Below are 18,821 nucleotides of genomic sequence, written 5' to 3' on the forward strand. Positions count from 1 at the left end.
CGCCAGCATCGCGCGGGCCTGGGCGCTGCTGATCGCCGCGGCGATGTTCTACATCCCGGCCAATGTGTTCCCGATCATGCGCACGCAGAGTATCTCGTCGAGGGACGACAACACGATCCTCAGCGGCATCATGGAGCTCTGGCGGGCGGGTTCGCCGGGGCTGGCCGCCATCGTCTTCACGGCCAGCATCATCGTGCCCATGCTGAAGTTCATCATCATGGGCTTCCTGCTGGTCACGGTTCAGCGGTCCAGTGGGATGGTGGCGCGGCAGCGGGCCCGGCTCTACCGCTTCGTGGAACTGGTGGGGTACTGGTCGATGCTCGACGTATTCGTCGTGGCCATCCTCTCCGCGCTGGTCCATTTCAAGATATTGAGCCGTGTCGAGCCGCTGCCCGGCGTGGTCTATTTCGGCATCGTCGTGGTGCTCACGATGCTGTCGGCCATGAGTTTCGATCCCCGGCTGATCTGGGATAACAGGAAATCGCAATGAGCGACACCAACGTAGGACGCACCCCACCCGACGACGACCTGCCGCAGCCCGTCGTGCGTAAGTCGAAGCTGGGGTTCTCGCTGATCTGGCTGGTGCCGATCGTGGCCGCCCTGGTGGGCATCTCGCTGCTGGTCAACCACGTCATCTCGGCTGGCCCGCAGATCACCGTGTCGTTCCTTACCGCCGAGGGCATCGAGGCGGGCAAGACCCAGGTGAAGTACAAGAACGTGGTGATCGGCAAGGTCACCACGATGCGGCTGTCGAAAGACCGTACCCACATCTCGGTGATGATCGACCTGGACAAGCAGGCCCGCGCGTTCGCCACCAAGGGTACGCGCTACTGGGTAGTGCGGCCGCGCATCGGCGCCAGCGGCGTATCCGGCATCGACACCCTGCTGTCCGGCGCCTTCATAGGTGCCGATGCGGGCAACTCCGACGAGGAGCAGAACGATTTCACGGGCCTGGAAACGCCGCCTGCCGTCACGCACGGCGCCCCCGGCAGGCGCTTCGTGCTCCACTCCAGCGACCTCGGTTCGCTGGATATCGGTTCGCCGGTGTACTACCGCCGGATCCAGGTCGGCCGCATCGTGTCGTATGAACTGGACAAGGACGGGAAGGGCGTTTCGCTGCAGCTCTTCATCGACGGCCCGAACGACCGCTTCGTGTCGAAGGACTCGCGCTTCTGGAACGCCAGCGGTGTCGACGTGTCCCTCGGCGCGGACGGCCTCAAGATGAATACCCAGTCGCTCGCCACGGTCATCGCGGGCGGTGTCGCGTTCCAGGACCCACCGGGGCCGCACGAAGCGGAGCCGGCGCCGGAGATGTCCGAGTACACCTTGTTCAACGACCAGACGACGGCACTCGCTCCACCGGACGGCAAGCCACGCTACATCCGCATGCGCTTCGGGCATTCGCTGCGCGGGCTGGCGGTCGATGCGCCGGTGGAATTCCTGGGCGTGAAGGTGGGCCGTGTCGTGTCGGTCAACCTCGACTACGATCCCGCCACGCAGACGTTCCCCGTGGTGGTCGGCGCGCTGGTGTATCCGCAGCGCCTCGGCCAGGCGCACGAGAAACTCGCCAAGGCGGTCGGCGGCGACGACGACACGTTGTTCCCGCGCATCATGTCCGGGCTGGTCGCGCACGGCCTGCGTGCGCAGGCGCGTACCGGCAACCTCCTCACCGGACAGCTCTATATAGCGCTCGACTTCGACCCGAAGGCGAAGAAGGTGGCCTTCGACGTGCACGCGAAGCCGGTGGAGATACCCACCACGCCGGGCGACTTCGATCACCTGCAGGAACAGATTTCCAGCATCGTGGACAAGGTGGAGAAGATTCCCTTCGACTCGATCGGACGCAATCTCGACGGCAGCCTGAAGGAACTGCACGGCACCCTGAAGCAGGTGAACGGCGAGCTCCTGCCCGAGGCGAAGAAAACCTTGCAGGGCGTGAACCAGACGGTGGGCACGGCGAACGACGCGCTTTCCGAGAACTCGCCGTTGCAGCAGAACATCGCCAACACGCTCGAGGAACTGCAACGCACGGTCCGTTCGGTGCGCGCCTTTACCGACTACCTCGGCCGGCACCCGGAAGCGCTGCTGCGCGGCCGCGGGGCGGACGTGCCGCCGAAGATCGCCACTCCGTCCACGAAGCAGGGCAAGGAAGAACAGCCATGATCCATTCCCTCCGCATCGCCGGTGTCGCACTCCTCGTGGCCGGTCTCGGCGCCTGTGCCTCGGCGCCCACGCATTTCCACACGCTGGTGCCGCCGTCGGCGCCGTTGCCGCCGGCCACGGCACCCTTCGCCATCGACGTGCTGCCGGTAGGCGTGCCGCCGCAGGTGGACCAGCCTGCCCTGGTGCTGCGCCAGGGTGCTACCGGTATCGCGGTGCTCGACGGCGAGCGCTGGGCCTCCCCGCTGGGCGACGAAATCCGCGGTGCCCTCTCGGCCGACCTCGCCGCCCGCCTCGGCACGCACGACGTGCACGGTCTCCCGCGCGCCAAGGAGGCAAAGGTCGTGCGCGTGCAGCTCGACGTGCGCCGCTTCGATTCGGAGGTGGGTGGGAACGCCACGCTAGGGGCCTCCTGGTCCGTGCGTGGCGCGGACAACGTGTGGGCGAACTGCGCCTCGCGCGTCACGGAACCGGCGGGATCGAGCTACGACAGCCTCGTGGAGGCCCACCAGCGCGCGCTGGGCAAGGTAGCCGACCAGGTAGCGGCGGTAGTGCGGCCGGTGGCTGCCGGCCAGTCGGCGACCTGCGCCGCGCTCTAGTGTGGGAGCCTGCTATGCCGGCGATCCCGCGGCAGCGGGCACGTTTGTCGCGAGCACCCATCGCCGCTGAAGCGGCTCCCACACACAGCCTGTATGGGCCCGAGGCAGCCCGCAAGGCTTGGCCTTACCGCCCCCGTGGGATAGTCTCCCGCGACTGAGCGCCGCGTTTTCCGCGCGGCCACCCGAGCATCCCCACCGGTACCGAACATCATGCAGGACACCCACGATCAGGGCACGCGCGAGCAGGGCGGTTACGCCCCGGACGCCGTCGAGGCCGCCGCCCAGCGTTTCTGGAACGAAACGCGCGCCTTCGAAGTGAGCGAAGACACGGCCAAGCCGAAGTACTACTGCCTCTCGATGCTCCCGTATCCCTCGGGTGCCCTGCACATGGGCCACGTGCGCAATTACACCATCGGCGACGTAATCAGCCGTTTCCAGCGCCAGCAGGGCCGGAACGTGTTGCAGCCCATGGGCTGGGACGCCTTCGGCCTTCCCGCGGAAAACGCCGCGATCAAGAACCGCACGGCGCCCGCCAAGTGGACGTACAAGAATATCGAGCACATGCGCGAGCAGCTGAAGCGCATGGGCTTCGCGTACGACTGGACGCGCGAGGTCACCACCTGCAAGCCCGAGTACTACCGCTGGGAACAGCTGATGTTCACGCGGCTGATGAAGAAGGGTCTGGTGTACCGCAAGAACAGCGTCGTGAACTGGGATCCGGTCGACCAGACCGTCCTGGCGAACGAGCAGGTCATCGACGGGCGCGGCTGGCGCTCGGGCGCGCTGGTGGAGAAGCGTGAAATCCCGCAGTGGTTCCTGAAGATCACCGCCTACGCCCAGGAGCTGCTCGACGGTCTCGACACGTTGTCCGGCTGGCCGGATGCGGTGAAGACCATGCAGCGCAACTGGCTGGGCCGGTCCGAAGGCCTGGAGATTTCCTTCGACGTGGACGGCTGGAGCGAACCGCTCACCGTGTTCACGACGCGTCCCGACACTTTGCTGGGCGCCTCTTACCTCGCCGTGGCCGCGGAGCATCCGATCGCCACGCGCGCCGCCGAGGCCAATCCCGACCTTGCCGCCTTCATCGAGGGATGCAAGGCCGGCGGCGTGTCCGAGGCCGAGCTGGAAACGCAGGAAAAACGCGGCTATTACACGGGCGTCGACGCTACCCACCCGATCACCGGCGAGAAGCTGCCGATCTGGGTCGCGAACTTCGTACTCATGGGCTACGGCACCGGCGCGGTCATGGCCGTACCGGCGCACGACCAGCGCGATTGGGAATTCGCCCAGAAGTATTCGCTGCCGATCAAGATGGTGGTGGTGGACCGCGGCGTCGTGGACGCCGTGGCCGAACTGAAGCGCGACCTGGCCGTCCAGGGTACCGATACCGTACAGAACGCGCTCGAGGGCGGGGCGTCCGATGCCTACCAGTCGTCCGCCGCGGTGGAGACCATCAAGGCGTTCGAAAACCGCATCCAGGCGGTCGAGGCCTATACGGAGTACGGCACCCTCATCAACTCGGGCGAGTTCGACGGCCTGCAATTCAAGGAAGCGTTCGAGGCCATCGCCGCGAAGCTCGCCGCCGTGGGCCGTGGCGAGCGCCGGGTGAACTGGCGCATTCGCGACTGGGGGGTGAGCCGCCAGCGCTATTGGGGCTGCCCGATCCCGGCAATTTATTGCCCGGCCTGCGATGTCGTGCCCGTGCCCGAAGACCAGTTGCCCGTGGTGTTGCCGGAAGACGTCGAATTTTCCGGTGTGCAGTCGCCGATCAAGGCCGACCCGGAGTGGCGCAAGACCACCTGCCCGAACTGCGGCGGCCCGGCGGAGCGCGAAACCGACACCTTCGACACCTTCATGGAGTCGAGCTGGTACTACGCGCGCTACACCAGCCCCGGCGCGAACGCGATGGTGGACGAACGCGCGAACTACTGGACGCCGGTCGACCAGTACATCGGCGGCATCGAACACGCGATCCTGCACCTGCTGTACTTCCGCTTCTACCACAAGCTCATGCGCGACGAAGGCATGGTGCATGGCGACGAGCCGGCCACCAACCTGCTGTGCCAGGGCATGGTCATCGCCGAAACCTACTTCCGCAAGGAAGACGACGGTTCGACCACCTGGTTCAATCCCGCCGATGTGGACGTGCAGCGTGACGAACGCGCACGCATCGTCGGCGCCGTGCTGCGCGCGGACGGCAAGCCGGTGGAAATCGGTGGCGTGGAAAAGATGTCCAAGTCGAAGAACAACGGCGTGGACCCGCAGTCGATGGTCGAGAAGTACGGCGCCGACACCGTTCGCCTGTTCTCCATGTTCGCCGCCCCGCCGGACCAGTCGCTCGAATGGAACGAGGCGGGCGTGGAAGGCATGGCCCGCTTCCTGCGCCGGTTGTGGCGCGATGTATCCGCGCATGCCGAAGCCGTTCCCGCGGGCGGTGCTGCGGGGGACGAGCGCACCCGCAAGGCGCTGCGCCGCCAGCTGCACGAGACGATCCAGAAGGTGGGCGACGACATCGGGCGCCGGCAGTCCTTCAACACCGCCATCGCGGCGCTCATGGAGCTGCTGAACGCACTGGGCAAGTTCGACGACGCCAGCGCCGAGGGTGCCGCCTTGCGCCAGGAAGCCTTCACGGCGATGGTGCAACTGATCAATCCCTTCACCCCGCACGTGGCGCATGCGCTGTGGCAGGTGCTGGGGCATGGCGAAACCCTGGTCGAGGACGCTGGCTGGCCCCAGGTGGACCCGGCGGCGCTGGTCCGGGACTCCCTGACCTACGCGGTGCAGGTGAACGGCAAGCTTCGCGCTACCATCGAGGTGCCGGCGTCGGCCTCGAAGGACGAGGCGGAAGCCATGGCGCGGGCCGAGCCGAACGTGGCCCGGCTGCTCGAAGGCCAGACCGTGCGCAAAGTGATCGTCGTGCCCGGCAAGATCGTCAACATCGTCGCAGGATAACCATGAGCCCGAACCTCTTCCGTTCATTCCGCGTCGTCGCAGTGCTGTCGGCCGTGGTCCTGCTCGCCGGCTGCGGCTTCCATCTCCGGCAAACGGCCTCGCTGCCGCCGGGTATGAAGAAGATCCACCTCACGGTCTCGGGCGGCGGCAAGCTCGACCGCGACCTCCGGCGCGCGCTGGAGAACTCGGACGCGATCGTGGTCGACGCACCGGCGCCCGACGCGGCGGAACTGGCCATCACCTCGAACAACTTCCGTACCGATTCGCTTACCGTCAGCGGCACGGCACGCGTCACCGAATATGCGGTGCGCTACCACGTCGACTTCAACGCCAAGGCGGCCGATGGCACGGTCATCGTTCCCTCCCAGGGCGTCGACATGTCGCGTGAGTTCAGCTACGACGCGACCAATACGATCGGCACCGCCAGCCAGACCGAGGAATTGCAGCGCAGCCTCATCGGCGACATGGTCCAGGCGATCCTGTTCCGCCTGGAAGCCGCCGCGGTCCATCCCGCCGTGGCCGCGCCCGCGCAGGTGCCGGCTTCGTCGAACTGAGAAGGCAAGCGTCGTGCCCCTGAATGCCGTGCAGTGGCAGAAGCACCTCGCGGGCGACCGCATGGCGCCCGTCTACCTGCTGGTGGGCGAGGAACTGCTGGTGCTCGAGGCCGCGGATGCCGTCCGCGCCATGGCGCGGCGCCTGGGCTATGGCGAGCGCGACGTGCTGGAGGCGGACAGCCGCTTCGACTGGGACGACCTGGCGCGTGCGTCGGCGGGTCTTTCCCTGTTCGCCACCCAGCGCCTGCTCGACCTGAGGCTGGCCGGAGGCCGCGCGGGCAAGGACGGCGGCGCGGCCATCACCGCCTTCGCTGTCAATCCTCCGCCGGACACCACGCTGCTCATTACCGCGACGGAGTGGAGCAGCAAACATGAAGCGGCCTGGACGAAGGCTGTCGACCAGGCCGGCGTGCAGGTGGTGTTCAATGCACCGCGGCCGCACGAGTGGACGCAATGGGTGGGTGCGCGCCTTGCTTCGCGCGGCCTGAAGGCCACGCCGGATGCCGTGGCCATGCTTGCCGAGCGCGTGGAAGGCAATCTCCTTGCTGCGGCCCAGGAAGTCGACAAGCTCGTCGTCCTCGCCGGCGACCGCCCGCTCGACGCGGCCACGCTGGAGGGTCTGGTCGCCGACAGCGCGCGTTTCGATGCCTTCAAGCTCACCGACGCCGCGTTCGCGGGTGAGGGCGGCCGTGCGTTGCGCATTCTGGCGGGCCTTCGCGCCGAGGGCGACGAACTCATCGCCCTCATGGGCTGGCTGGTGAACCAGTTGCAGCTCGCCATGCGCCTGGCGAACGCGCGGGATTTCAGCGCGCAGGCGAAAGCGGAGCGGTTGTGGCCGGCGCGGGAGCAGCTTTTCCGCAAGGCACTGCGGCGGGCTCCGCGTGAGCACTGGATGGCCTGCCTGGCGCGCGCGGCGCGCATCGATCGCATGGCGAAGGGGCGCGAGCAGGGCGATCCTTGGCTCGAGGCGGAGCGTCTCGTGGCCGCTATCGCCGAACCCCGTGCCGCGGCGGCTTTCGCATGACCGGCACGCGACCGCTCGCGATCCTTGGCGGCACGTTCGATCCCGTTCACCACGGGCACCTGCGCGCCGCCTGGGAGGCCGCCGAGGCGCTCGACGCCGAGGTACGCCTCGTGCCGGCCCGGACGCCGCCGCACCGCCCCCCGCCCGTGGCCGACGCCGCCGGCCGCGTGGCCCTGCTGCGCGCCGCGCTCGCCGGCCAGGACCGGCTGACCCTCGATACCCGTGAACTGGACCGCGACGGGCCGTCCTATACCGTGGACACGCTGGCTTCCCTGCGTGCCGATATCGGCGCCGACCGGCCGCTGGTGCTCCTGGTGGGGGCCGACGCCTTCGCCGGGCTGGCGTCGTGGCACCTTTGGCAGGACCTCTTCACCTTCGCCCACATCGGCGTGCTGACCCGGCCGGGTGGCGCGCACGAGCCGACCGGCCCGCTAGCCGCGTTCATCGCCGGCCGCCGTGCGCCGCGGGTGTCGGGAGCCGCCGGCAGCGTCGTGGACATCGCCATCACCCCGCTGGACATCGCCGCCACGGCCATCCGTGAATCCTTCGCGGCGGGCAACGAGCCGCGCTTCCTGCTGCCGTCGGCCTGTTTCGAGGACGAGGCTCTGCTGGCGCCGTACCGCGCCCTCGGACAGCCGTCGTAGCAACCGGCAGGAGTTGTGGGAGCCGGCTTTGCCGGCGATCCCGCGGCAGCGGGCCAACTCGCCCCAAGCACCCATCGCCGCTGAAGCGGCTCCCACAAAAGCCTGCCCATAAGCTTCCACACCAGGTCGTGGCCCGCACGGGGCCGCGCGTATTACCTGCCAGGGCATTTGACGCGCCTGGAACGCTCGGGCGTTATACTGCCGCCAACCCCGGCATCCCGCCGCACGAGGTTTCCGCATCTTGAGTTCGACCGCATCCCGCAAGGCCAAGTCCGCCGCCAGCAACGAGCACCTCCGCCAGCGCGTGGTCGCCGCACTCGAAGACCTCAAGGCAAAAGACGTCCGGGAAATCGACGTCCGCGGCAAGACCTCCATCGCAGACATCCTCTTCATCGCGTCGGGCACCTCCGCCCGCCACGTCAAATCGATCGCCGACGAAGTCATCAAGTTCGCCAAGGAGGCGGGTGTGATGCCGCTCGGCGTCGAAGGCCAGACCGAGGCCGAATGGGTGCTGGTCGACCTGGGCGACATCATCGTGCACGTGATGATGCCGCGTATCCGCGAGTTCTACGGCCTCGAGCGCCTGTGGACCGTGGGCGACGACGGCGCCGAAGCCGCGAACGACTGAGCCCGCCGTGCGGGCCCGCCTCATCGCCGTCGGCGAACGCATGCCGGCCTGGGTGGCCGAAGGCTTCGCCGAATACCGCAAGCGGCTGTCGCACGAACTTCCCCTCGAACTGATCGAGATCAAACCCGGCGCGCGCGGCAAGGGCCGCGACGACGCCAGGGCGATCCTGGACGAAGGTGCCGCGATCCTGGCCGCGCTGCCGCGCGACATCCACGTCGTGGCGCTCGACGGACGCGGCAAGCCGTGGTCCAGCGAGGAACTGGGCCAGCAGCTTGAGCAATGGCGCATGGGCGGCCGCGACCTCGCGTTCCTGATCGGCGGCCCGGACGGGCACGCGCCCGAGGTCCTGGCACGCGCCGACCAGCGCTGGTCGCTGGGGCCGCTGACCTTGCCGCACATGCTGGTCCGTCTCGTGCTGGCAGAGCAGCTCTACCGTGCCACCACCCTCGTGGCCGGCCATCCCTACCATCGCGCCTGAAGGAACCGCCGTGCTGTACCTGGCCTCGCAATCCCCGCGCCGCCGCGAACTGCTCGACCAGCTTGGCGAAGCGCACCGCACGCTGGATGTAGACGTTGTGGAAGTGCGCGGCGCCGGTGAATCGCCCGACGATTACGTGGCGCGCGTGGCGCTGGACAAGGCGCGGGCGGGCTTCTCGCTGGTGGCGCGGGAAGCGGACGCACGGGTGCTTGGTGCCGATACCGAAGTGGTGCTGGGCGACGAGGTCTTCGGCAAGCCGCGCGACGCTGCCGATGCCACCGCGATGCTGCGCCGCCTTGCGGACCGCGAGCACCGCGTCGTTTCGGCGGTCTGGCTGGTACAGGCCGGCGAAGAGCGCTGCGCGGTGTCTGTGTCCACGGTGCGTTTCGCTTCGCTGCCCGATACCGACATCGCAGCCTACGTCGCCACGGGCGAATGCATGGGGAAGGCGGGCGCCTATGCCATCCAGGGCCGCGCGGCCGCTTTCGTGGAACACCTTTCCGGCAGTTATTCAGGTGTCATGGGCCTGCCGCTCTTCGAAACCTCCCGCCTCCTGCGCGGTCAGTGACAGGTCGTCGCGGCGCGGGCTATAAAGCATGACGACCGAAGGAAAAGGCAGCGCGGTGAGTGAGGAAATCCTGATCAATGTCACGCCGCGTGAGACGCGCGTGGCCATCGTCGAGAACGGCATGCTCCAGGAGGTGCACGTAGAGCGCGCCCAGAAGCGCGGCTATGTGGGCAATGTCTACAAGGGTCGCGTGCAGCGCGTGATGCCCGGCATGCAGGCCGTTTTCGTCGAGATCGGCCTGGAGCGGGCGGCGTTCCTGCATGCGTCCGACATCGTGCGTCCACCGCTGCCGCCCACCGACGTTCCGGTCGAGGGGAAGGGCAACGGGCATGGCCCGGTGCCGCCGATCTCCGAACTGGTGCACGAAGGCCAGGAGATCGTGGTCCAGGTAGTGAAGGATCCCATCGGCAGCAAGGGCGCCCGCCTGTCCACCCACCTGTCGATCCCGTCGCGTTACCTGGTGCTCCTGCCGCACTCGCGCACGCTGGGCGTGTCGGTGCGCATCGAGGACGAAGCCGAGCGTCAGCGCCTGAAGGACATCATCCTTCCGCTGATCGGCGAGAACCACCTCGGCTACATCGTGCGCACCAACGCGGAAGGCCAGTCGGAAGAATCCCTGGCCTTCGACGTGACCTACCTCGGAAAGGTCTGGCGCGTGGTGCAGGAGAACATCCAGAAAGCGAAGGTAGGCGAACGTGTCTACGAAGAACTTTCGCTGCCACTGCGTTCCCTGCGCGATTCGCTCAACGACGGCATCGAGAAGGTGCGCGTCGATTCTCGCGAGACCTACGAGAAAACCGTGAAGTTCGTGCACAAGTTCATGCCGGTGCTCTCGGACCGCATCGAGCATTACGCCGGCGAACGTCCCATCTTCGACCTCTACGGCGTGGAAGACGAAATCCAGCGCGCGCTGCGCAAGGAAGTGCCGCTCAAGTCCGGTGGCTACCTCATCGTCGACCAGACCGAGGCGATGACCACCATCGACGTCAACACCGGCGGCTACCTCGGTAGCCGCAACCTCGAAGAAACGGTCTACCGTACCAACCTGGAGGCCGCCCAGGCGGCGGCGCGTCAGTTGCGGCTGCGCAACCTCGGCGGCATCGTCATCATCGACTTCATCGACATGACCGACGACGAGCACAAGCGCCAGGTGCTGCGCATGCTCGAGAAGGGCCTGGCGAAGGACCATGCGAAAACCACCGTCTACCCCATGTCGGCGCTTGGCCTCGTGGAAATGACGCGCAAGCGCACCACCGAAAGCCTGGAACGCCAGCTGTGCGAACCGTGCCCCGCGTGCAGCGGGCGAGGCACGCTGAAAACGGCCGAAACCGTCATCTATGAAATCTTCCGCGAGATCACCCGCGCGGTGCGCCAGTTCAACGCGCAGAAGCTCCTGGTGATGGCCAGCCCGAAGGTGGTCGGCCGCATCCTGGAGGAAGAATCGGCGGCGGTAGCCGAGCTCGAGGAATTCATCGCCAAGAGCATCCGCTTCCAGGCGGAAGAGCATTACTCGCAGGAACAGTTCGATGTCGTCCTGCTTTAAAGGCGCAAACCCCATTCCCACAGTCGTAGCGGTCGTGTGGCGGTGAGTGCGGACTGGCGCCATCGCGCACGACGCCTGAGGTTCGTGCTGCTGGGACTGGTCGGAAGCGTGTTGATCGCGCTTGCGATCCTGATGGCGTTCGGCCAGCTCCTGCTTCCGCTCGCGGCGCGGTATCCCGAACGCGTGGCGGCCATGCTCAGCGAGCAGTTACACCGGCCCGTGCGTTTCGCATCGCTTGAAGGTTTCTGGCGGCCGTCCGGTCCGCTTTTCGTCATGCGCGACGTCGCCATCGCGCCCGAGGGCGGCGGCGAGCCACTGCACCTGCCGCAGGCCGCGGTGAAGCTCGACTTCGGTGCCTTCGTGCTGCCGTCGCGCCACCTGATCAACCTGCGCCTCCAGGACCTTCGCCTGGGCTTGCGCCGTGCCGCCGATGGACGCTGGAGCATCGACGGCTTCGGCGCGGGCGGCGGCACGCAGAAGGTGTCGTTGGGCAATCTCTCGGCCGACCTGTGGCTCGGCAACCTGCGCCTCGACATCGCCGACGAGACCACGCATCGCAACTACGGACTCATTGCCGACCATCTGCAGATCAACCTGCGCGGCCACGCCATCCGCTTCGGCGGCACCCTGCGGCGCGAAAACACCGCGGGCTTGCTCACCGCGTCCGGCAAGTTCGCCGAGGACGGTTCCAGCGGTCGCATCTATGTGAAAGGTGCCGACGTCGACTTCGCGGCATTGACGGGCGACTTCGCCGTCAACGGTTACGCCCTTGCCGGCGGCAAGGGCAGTTTCGAAAACTGGCTGGACTGGCGCGACGCTCGCGTGGTGCGCGCCACCTGGCGTGTCGACCTCGACAATGTTGCCGTGCGGGGTCCGGCGCGCACCGTGCGCACCGCCGGCCTGCATGGCATTGTGGATCTGCATCGCACCGAAGGCGGCCAGCGGATCGACTGGGCAGGACGCGATGGCAGCGACCTCGCCCTGGTGCTCCGACAAAACGGCGGCCGCACCGACGGCACGCTGGTCGGGCGAAAGCTTGAGCTTGCGCCGCTGCTGCCCTGGGCAGGCGTGCTTCCGCAGGTGTCGCCCGCGCTGGCACGCTGGCTCGGCGAAGGGCATCCGCGGGGCCGCTTCGACCAGCTGCGGGCGGAGTGGAATTCGGAATCCGGCATGACGTTCGCGCACGCGTCGTTCTCTGGCCTCGGTATCGATGCCAGTGGCAGCCTCCCGGGCATAACCACGTTGCAAGGCGAATTCTTCGGCGACGGCGAAGCGCTGTCGCTCAGCCTTCCCGCGCAGGCGACCACGATCGACGCGACAGGCATCTTCCGCAAGCCGTTCGTCATGTCCTCGCTTGGCGGCGAGATCGCCGCCTATCGCGACGACGACGGATGGCACGTCGGCGTCGACCCGCTCGACTTCCGTGGCGAGGGCTATGGCGGCCAGGCACGCGGGGAACTGGTGCTGCCGCGTGCGGACACCGGGCCCTTCATGGACATGTACGTCGCACTGGGCGAAGGCGACGTGCCCGCCGCGAAGCTGTTCTGGCCGATCCATTCGATGTCCGAAGGCGCGCAGAACTGGCTCAATCGCGGCCTCGTGGCCGGTCGCATCGCGAGCGGTGCGGCCGTGCTGCGCGGTAACCTCCGCGAATTCCCCTTCAAGAACCAGGAAGGGCGGTTCGAAGGCCGCGCGGTCATCGAAGACACCGTGCTGGATTACGGCACGGGCTGGCCTCGCGCCGAAGGCCTTTCCGCGGTCGCCACCTTCATCGGTAACGGCATGTACGTGGAAGCATCCGCCGGCCATTCCCTCGGCAATGCGGTAAGCGCGGCCACCGCCGCCATTCCGGACTTTGCCGACGACATCCTCGACCTGAAGGTGAGTGGCGCGGGCAGCGGCGGCAGCTATCTCGACTTCATCAAGAACAGTCCCGTGGCCAGCCGCAGCCGCGACGTTCTCGACAAGATGAAACTCGGCGGCACCGGTGAGTTCGGCTTCAACCTGCTCATGCCGTTGAAGAGCGCGAAGGATTTCACGCTGCAGGGCAAGGCGACCATCAAGGACGCCGATCTCGTCGCGGACGACTGGAAGCTTCGCCTGGACAAGATCACCGGCCCGATGAACTTCGACGGCACCGGATTCAGCGCCAAGGGCCTGGAAACCATGTTCCACGGGCAACCGGCACGGCTCGACGTGGCCATTGCCGGGGCGACCGGCGATCCGGCGAAGATGATCGACGCTTCGCTCAGCGGCGCGTTCACCGTGGGCGAGATGGTGGGCGATTTCGAGAACCTGAAATGGTTGTCCGACGTGGCGAAGGGACGAGGCAATTTCCGCGTCGGGTTCGACCTGCGCAAGACAGGCGAAGGCGACGCCACGGCGCAGACGCTGCGCGTGGATTCGGACCTGACCGGTGTGGAGCTGGCCATGCCCGTGCCGGTGAAGAAGGCTCCGGCCGTGGCGACGCCTCTTTCGGTAAGTGTCGGGCTCCCCGTGGACGGGGCGCGGCTCGACCTCGCATTGGGCGACGTCGTGCGGGGCAGGCTGCGCCTGCCGACCAGTACGGCGCCCCTCGCGGCCGCCTTCAACCTGGGCAACACCGTGCCGACGACCATGCCGGCGCAGGGCTACCTGATCGGCGGCCACGCGGCGAAGCTGGATGCGTCGGGCTGGGTGCAATACGTCGTCGGTCTTTCCTCCGGGGAAGCCGGGCCGGGCCTTTCGGCGCTGGATGTGACCGCCGACGACACCGAAGTGTTCGGACAGCATTTCGCCAACATGCACATCGCCGCGAAGCCCGGTCCACGCGAACTGTCCCTGCACATGGACAGCGAGGCCATGGCCGGACAGATGACGGTACCGAATGAAGAACTCCGCCGGCGCGGCATCACCGCGCGCATGGACCGCCTCTGGTGGCCCGCGGCGGACGATGCAGCCGACGCGGCGAAGAAGGGCAAGGCCGCGGCCGGCGCCGCGGCGACCACGGCCGCCACGGTGGCGAAATCCGAGGGGGGCAAGGAAGCCGCGAAGAAGCCGCTGGATACGAATGAAGCCGGCGTGGCGCCCTCGAGCCTGCCGCCGCTGCACCTGCAGGTAAGCGACATGCGCCTGGGCAAGGCGCGGCTGGGTGAAGCCCGCCTGGAAACCTGGCCCACCGACGAAGGCATGCACATCGACCAGTTGCGTGCGCAATCGAAGAACGTGCAGATCACGGCGTCGGGCGACTGGAACGGCGACGAAAAGCGCAGCCGCACGCACCTGACGATGGATTTCGCGTCGGAAGACGTGGCCCGCATGTTCGATGCCTTGGGTTTTGCCGGCATCCTCCAGGGCGGCCGCACGTCGGCGCGGCTCGACGCCACGTGGCCCGGCGGTCCCTCGGCGCTGGCCCTCGCGAACATGGACGGCACACTCTCGGTGGACCTTGCCAATGGCCGCATCCTCGAAGTGCAGCCGGGCGTCGGCCGCCTGTTCGGCCTGGTGTCGGTGACCGAACTGCCCCGGCGCCTGTCGCTCGATTTCGGCGACGTGTTGGGCAAGGGCTTCGGGTTCGATTCGATCAAGGGCGATTTCCGTTTCGCCGACGGCAACGCCACCACGCAGAACCTCAAGATCCGGGGGCCCGCCGCCGAGATCACCATCACGGGACGCGCGGGCCTCAAGGCGCGCGACTACGACCAGGAAGTGCTGATCGTGCCGCACGTGGGCAACAGCCTTCCCGTGGTGGGCGCGTTGGCCGGTGGTCCGGTCGGCGCCGCGGCGGGGCTGGCCGTCCAGGGCATTCTCGGCAGGGGCCTGAACCAGGCCGCCCGCAAGCGCTATCACGTGACAGGCTCATGGGACAAACCGGTGTTCACCCCGATCGACAAGGGGCAGCCGTCGACCGCGGGCGGCAGTCCGCAGTGACGGGGCCGGGCATGTTCGGCCCCGGGGGCCGTGATCGCCACCAGGGTTTAAGCTACGCCGTTCCGGCCCCAGATCAGGGGCTCCTCCGCTACTCCAACCGGCCGACTCGATGGATTCCCTGATTTCCCTTGCCGAACGTCGCCTGCTTACGCCCGGCGGCCTCAGCGCGTCCGACCTTGATCGTGTGTTCTCCCAGCTGATGGGGCCCTCGATCGACGCGGCGGACCTGTACTTCCAGCATTCGCGCAGCGAGTCCTGGGTGCTGGAGGAGGGCATCGTGAAGGACGGAAGCCACTCGATCGAGCAGGGTGTCGGCGTTCGCGCCATTTCCGGCGAGAAGACCGGCTTCTCCTATTCCGACGAAATCGTGCTGCCGCAGCTGCTGGAGGCGTCGCGCGCCGCGCGTGCGATCGCGCACGGTGGAGCCGGTGCCGGCAAGCCGCTGTCGCTGGCGACGGGTCGCGGGCTGTATCCGGCGATCGATCCGGTGGAAAGCCTGCCGAACGAAGACAAGATCGCGCTGCTGCGCGAGGTGGACGCCTATGCCCGCTCGCGCGATCCACGCGTGACGCAGGTGGTGGTGAGCCTTGCCGCCACCATGGACACGATCCTCGTCGCCGGCTCCGACGGCACGCTGGCGGCCGACGTACGTCCGCTCGTGCGCCTGAACGTGCAGGTGATCGTCGAGCAGAACGGGCGGCGTGAACAGGGGCACGCGGGCGGTGGCGGTCGCTACGGTTACCGCGAACTCGTCGAGAATGGTCGCGCGCACGCATTCGCGGCAGAGGCCGTGCGTCAGGCGCTGGTGAATCTCGAAGCGGTGGATGCGCCCGCCGGCAGCATGAGCGTCGTGCTCGGCCCCGGTTGGCCGGGCATCCTCCTGCACGAGGCGATCGGTCATGGTCTCGAAGGCGATTTCAATCGCAAGGGCAGCTCGGCGTTCGCGGGCCGCATCGGCCAGCGCGTGGCCGCCGAGGGTGTCACCGTCGTGGACGACGGCACGCTGCCGGGACGCCGCGGCTCGCTCAGCATCGACGACGAGGGCACGCCGACCGAGTGCACCACGCTGATCGAGAACGGCATCCTGAAGGGCTACATGCAGGACAAGCTCAATGCGCGCCTCATGGGCGTGAAGTCCACAGGCAACGGCCGCCGCGAATCGTTCGCGCAGCTGCCGATGCCACGCATGACGAACACCTACATGCTGGCGGGCGATCGCGATCCCGAAGAAATCGTGCGTTCGGTGAAGCGCGGTCTCTACGCGGTGAACTTCGGTGGCGGCCAGGTCGACATCACGAACGGCAAATTCGTGTTCTCGGCAAGCGAGGCGTACCTCATCGAGGACGGCAAGATCACCCGTCCGGTGAAGGGCGCCACGCTGGTGGGTTCCGGCCCCGACGTGCTCACCCGCGTGTCCATGATCGGCAACGACCTCGCCCTCGATGAAGGCGTGGGCGTCTGCGGCAAGGACGGACAAAGCGTGCCCGTGGGCGTGGGCCAACCGACGCTCCGCGTCGACGGCATGACGGTAGGCGGCACCGCCGCGTGACGTCATAGTGATCCCAGGTTGCCCCGAAACGTCTTGTTCAAACCTATCCGTTCGCACCGCTGATCTCCCCAAACCGGAAGCCGGTCACGGAACGCGAGCGTATGGCGACTATTTTCGCGTTGCTCCCTCTATTTAGTATTGTGAGTGTCATCCCGCAGGCGGATGATCCGCGGCGACGGCGTATGGACGGCTGAACCCGGTAGGCCTGCAGGGGCTTGCATAGACCGGCACCAGGGCGAACTCTCCACTCATCGCGAAACGGTCGAAGAGCCGGCGCCACGTGCGCCGGCTGTGCGTTCGTGCGCGTTGCGAAATCGTCGTTTCCCAACGTGGCCCAAACAGGGGACCGAATTCTATGAAGCGACATCCCGCAACAGCGCGGAGCACGCCGAGGTTGGCCAGGCTATCCAGCCTGCTGGCCCTTGCGTTCCTCGGCGTGACCGCGACGGCCCAGGCCGTCACGCTCGCGCCGTCGGACCGCCAGGACATCAACCTTGGTGCGCAGCCGTGGAAGTACACGAAGCAAGCCATCGTCAATCCGAACGACCCCGTGGTCTATGCGCCCGTGCCGAACGGCGACGATGGCGCCGCGGTCAATTTCGACGACAGCAAATGGCTGACGGTCGGATTGCCGCATGCGGCCAACGACTTCACCACCTTCATCAACCAGGAGTCCGGCGGTGGCCAGGGCAGCCTGGACGGCGAGACCAGCTGGTACCGCACGAAGCTCGCCGATTCCGCCTCGTACCGCGGCAAGAAGGTGATGGTGGAGTTCGAGGGCGCCCATACGGGTGACCGCGTCTACGTCAACGGCCGGTTCATTCCCGGCACGGGCGTGCTCAACCAGCCGGGCCAGCCCGATGCGCAGGCGACGCACGTCATCGGCTTCCTGCCGCATATCGTGGACCTCACGCCTTACCTGAAATTCGACGGCACCGACGTGCTGGCCGTAAAGGTGAGCCGCGGCGGCGGCGGGTTTTTCGAAGACCCGGGCTTCTCCGGCTCTTTCCGCTTCGGGCAGGCCGAGTCGGGCATCTTCCGTCCGGTGAAGCTGCACGTGACCAACCTCGTGCACATCCCGGAGAACGTGTACGCCGGCCAGAATACCTGGGGCACCTATGTGGGGACCCAGGCGATCAGCGCCGACCATACGCAGGCCACCGTCCGCGTGCAGACCAACGTGGTCAATGAGACGGACGCGCCTCAGACCGTGCGCCTGACCACGCAGATCGTGGCCGCCGACGGCACCGTCGTCGCCAGCGACCAGCGCCAGGCCACGCTTGCGCCGCACGTGATTCCCGGCGACCAGACGCCGGTGTTCGACGAGGCGTTGACGGTGAACAACCCGACGCTCTGGTATCCGAACAACAGCCTGGACGGCAAGCCGTACCTGTACACGGTGTTCCACACCGTCGACATCGACGGCACCGTGGTGGATGCGAAGCAGAGCACGCTGGGCATCCGCACGATCACCTGGGACAAGGATTTCCCGTACGTCAACGGCAAGAAGCAGTACATGTGGGGTGGTTCCGGCCGCTACGACTATCCCGGTCTCGGTTCTTCCGTGCCCGAGGAACAGCAGTGGCGCGACCTGAAGCAGATGGCCTCCTATGGCGGCAACCTGTGGCGCCCGGGTCACTCCCCCTCAAGCCCGGAATTCGTGGAGGCAGCCGACGCGCTCGGCGTGTTCATCGTGCAGCCCAGCGGCGACGGCGAGAACGGCTTCGCGAACGCCTGTACGGCGGGCGACCAGGCCTGTGCGGATATGTGGACGATCAAGCGCGAGGTCCATCGCGACATCGTGATCCGTGACCGCAGCCACCCGTCCATCCTGGCCTGGGAGCACGACAACGGTGCGATGAACACCGCGTTCGCGCAGGAACTGCGTGCCATGGCCCGCAGTTGGGACAGCATCGCTCCCCGTGCCGCGGCCGATCGCACGCCGAATGCCGCCAACGGCGACATCCTCAGCTGCTCGAAGGCGGGTTGCGAAACCTACCTGCACTCCACCGAGTACCCGAGCAAGCCCGCGTGGGGTGCGGAATACTGGGGTCCGGGCGGCACGCGCGAGGCGTACGACTACGAGCTTGCCTTCGCGCTGAACTACCTCGTGCCGTACTCGCAGGCGCGCAAGGTCGGCACTTTCGGCATGGCACAGTGGTACTTTGCCGACACCCCGGGTGAAACCATCGAACTGGTGGACGGCCTGGAGG

14 protein-coding genes are annotated in these 18,821 nt (G+C 67.2%); all 14 read left to right on the top strand.

Going from position 1 to position 18,821, the window contains the following annotated elements:
- The coding region (locus ACPYOD_RS17425; protein WP_481302977.1) for a paraquat-inducible protein A at nt 1-490 on the top strand (490 nt) is incomplete at its 5' end.
- Entirely contained in the window at nt 487-2,163 is a 1,677-nt protein-coding gene (locus ACPYOD_RS17430; protein ID WP_481302978.1) for a PqiB family protein, read from the top strand. The genes ACPYOD_RS17425 and ACPYOD_RS17430, both read left to right, overlap by 4 nt.
- Nucleotides 2,160-2,759 carry a PqiC family protein gene (locus ACPYOD_RS17435; RefSeq protein WP_481302979.1) on the top strand — a complete coding sequence of 200 codons (600 nt, stop codon included), beginning with the start codon at nt 2,160-2,162 and terminating at the stop codon, nt 2,757-2,759. Before ACPYOD_RS17430 ends, ACPYOD_RS17435 begins: the two co-directional genes overlap by 4 nt.
- Before the next feature lie 210 nt (nt 2,760-2,969).
- Entirely contained in the window at nt 2,970-5,711 is a 2,742-nt protein-coding gene (leuS, locus tag ACPYOD_RS17440) for a leucine--tRNA ligase (protein WP_481302980.1), read from the top strand.
- A gap of 2 nt (nt 5,712-5,713) precedes the next feature.
- Entirely contained in the window at nt 5,714-6,265 is a 552-nt protein-coding gene (locus tag ACPYOD_RS17445) for an LPS-assembly lipoprotein LptE (protein ID WP_481302981.1), read from the top strand.
- A gap of 61 nt (nt 6,266-6,326) precedes the next feature.
- Nucleotides 6,327-7,289 (top strand): DNA polymerase III subunit delta, encoded by a 963-nt coding sequence (gene holA / locus ACPYOD_RS17450; protein WP_481302987.1) that lies wholly within the window; start codon nt 6,327-6,329, stop codon nt 7,287-7,289.
- Nucleotides 7,286-7,933, top strand: coding sequence for a nicotinate-nucleotide adenylyltransferase (gene nadD / locus ACPYOD_RS17455; RefSeq protein WP_481302982.1), 648 nt, complete (start codon nt 7,286-7,288; stop codon nt 7,931-7,933). Before holA ends, nadD begins: the two co-directional genes overlap by 4 nt.
- Before the next feature lie 241 nt (nt 7,934-8,174).
- A complete protein-coding gene (gene rsfS / locus ACPYOD_RS17460) occupies nt 8,175-8,561 on the top strand; it encodes a ribosome silencing factor (protein WP_167125747.1) in 387 nt (128 codons plus the stop codon).
- A 7-nt stretch (nt 8,562-8,568) separates the two neighbouring features.
- Nucleotides 8,569-9,039, top strand: a complete 471-nt coding sequence (gene rlmH / locus ACPYOD_RS17465) for a 23S rRNA (pseudouridine(1915)-N(3))-methyltransferase RlmH (RefSeq protein WP_481302983.1) — start codon at nt 8,569-8,571, stop codon at nt 9,037-9,039.
- 10 nt (nt 9,040-9,049) lie between these two features.
- Nucleotides 9,050-9,607: a Maf family protein gene (locus ACPYOD_RS17470; RefSeq protein ID WP_481302984.1), complete on the top strand. Its 558-nt coding sequence runs from the start codon at nt 9,050-9,052 to the stop codon at nt 9,605-9,607.
- Between the two features lie 55 nt (nt 9,608-9,662).
- Nucleotides 9,663-11,150 carry a ribonuclease G gene (rng, locus tag ACPYOD_RS17475; protein ID WP_481302988.1) on the top strand — a complete coding sequence of 496 codons (1,488 nt, stop codon included), beginning with the start codon at nt 9,663-9,665 and terminating at the stop codon, nt 11,148-11,150.
- Between the two features lie 42 nt (nt 11,151-11,192).
- Entirely contained in the window at nt 11,193-15,059 is a 3,867-nt protein-coding gene (locus tag ACPYOD_RS17480; protein ID WP_481302989.1) for a YhdP family protein, read from the top strand.
- 109 nt (nt 15,060-15,168) lie between these two features.
- A complete protein-coding gene (gene tldD / locus ACPYOD_RS17485) occupies nt 15,169-16,608 on the top strand; it encodes a metalloprotease TldD (protein WP_481302985.1) in 1,440 nt (479 codons plus the stop codon).
- A 394-nt stretch (nt 16,609-17,002) separates the two neighbouring features.
- Nucleotides 17,003-18,821: glycoside hydrolase family 2 protein (locus ACPYOD_RS17490; RefSeq protein ID WP_481302986.1), on the top strand; the 1,819-nt coding region annotated here is incomplete at its 3' end.

Source organism: Luteibacter sp. HAY1-4A, assembly GCF_056755355.1.

Bases quoted from the DNA above. Each gene is read 5' to 3' on its own strand.
- ACPYOD_RS17445 (WP_481302981.1), top strand. From the start codon at position 5,714: ATGAGCCCGAACCTCTTCCGTTCATTCCGCGTCGTCGCAGTGCTGTCG.
- holA (WP_481302987.1), top strand. From the start codon at position 6,327: ATGGCGCCCGTCTACCTGCTGGTGGGCGAGGAACTGCTGGTGCTCGAG.
- tldD (WP_481302985.1), top strand. From the start codon at position 15,169: ATGGATTCCCTGATTTCCCTTGCCGAACGTCGCCTGCTTACGCCCGGC.
- leuS (WP_481302980.1), top strand. From the start codon at position 2,970: ATGCAGGACACCCACGATCAGGGCACGCGCGAGCAGGGCGGTTACGCC.
- nadD (WP_481302982.1), top strand. From the start codon at position 7,286: ATGACCGGCACGCGACCGCTCGCGATCCTTGGCGGCACGTTCGATCCC.
- ACPYOD_RS17430 (WP_481302978.1), top strand. From the start codon at position 487: ATGAGCGACACCAACGTAGGACGCACCCCACCCGACGACGACCTGCCG.
- ACPYOD_RS17435 (WP_481302979.1), top strand. From the start codon at position 2,160: ATGATCCATTCCCTCCGCATCGCCGGTGTCGCACTCCTCGTGGCCGGT.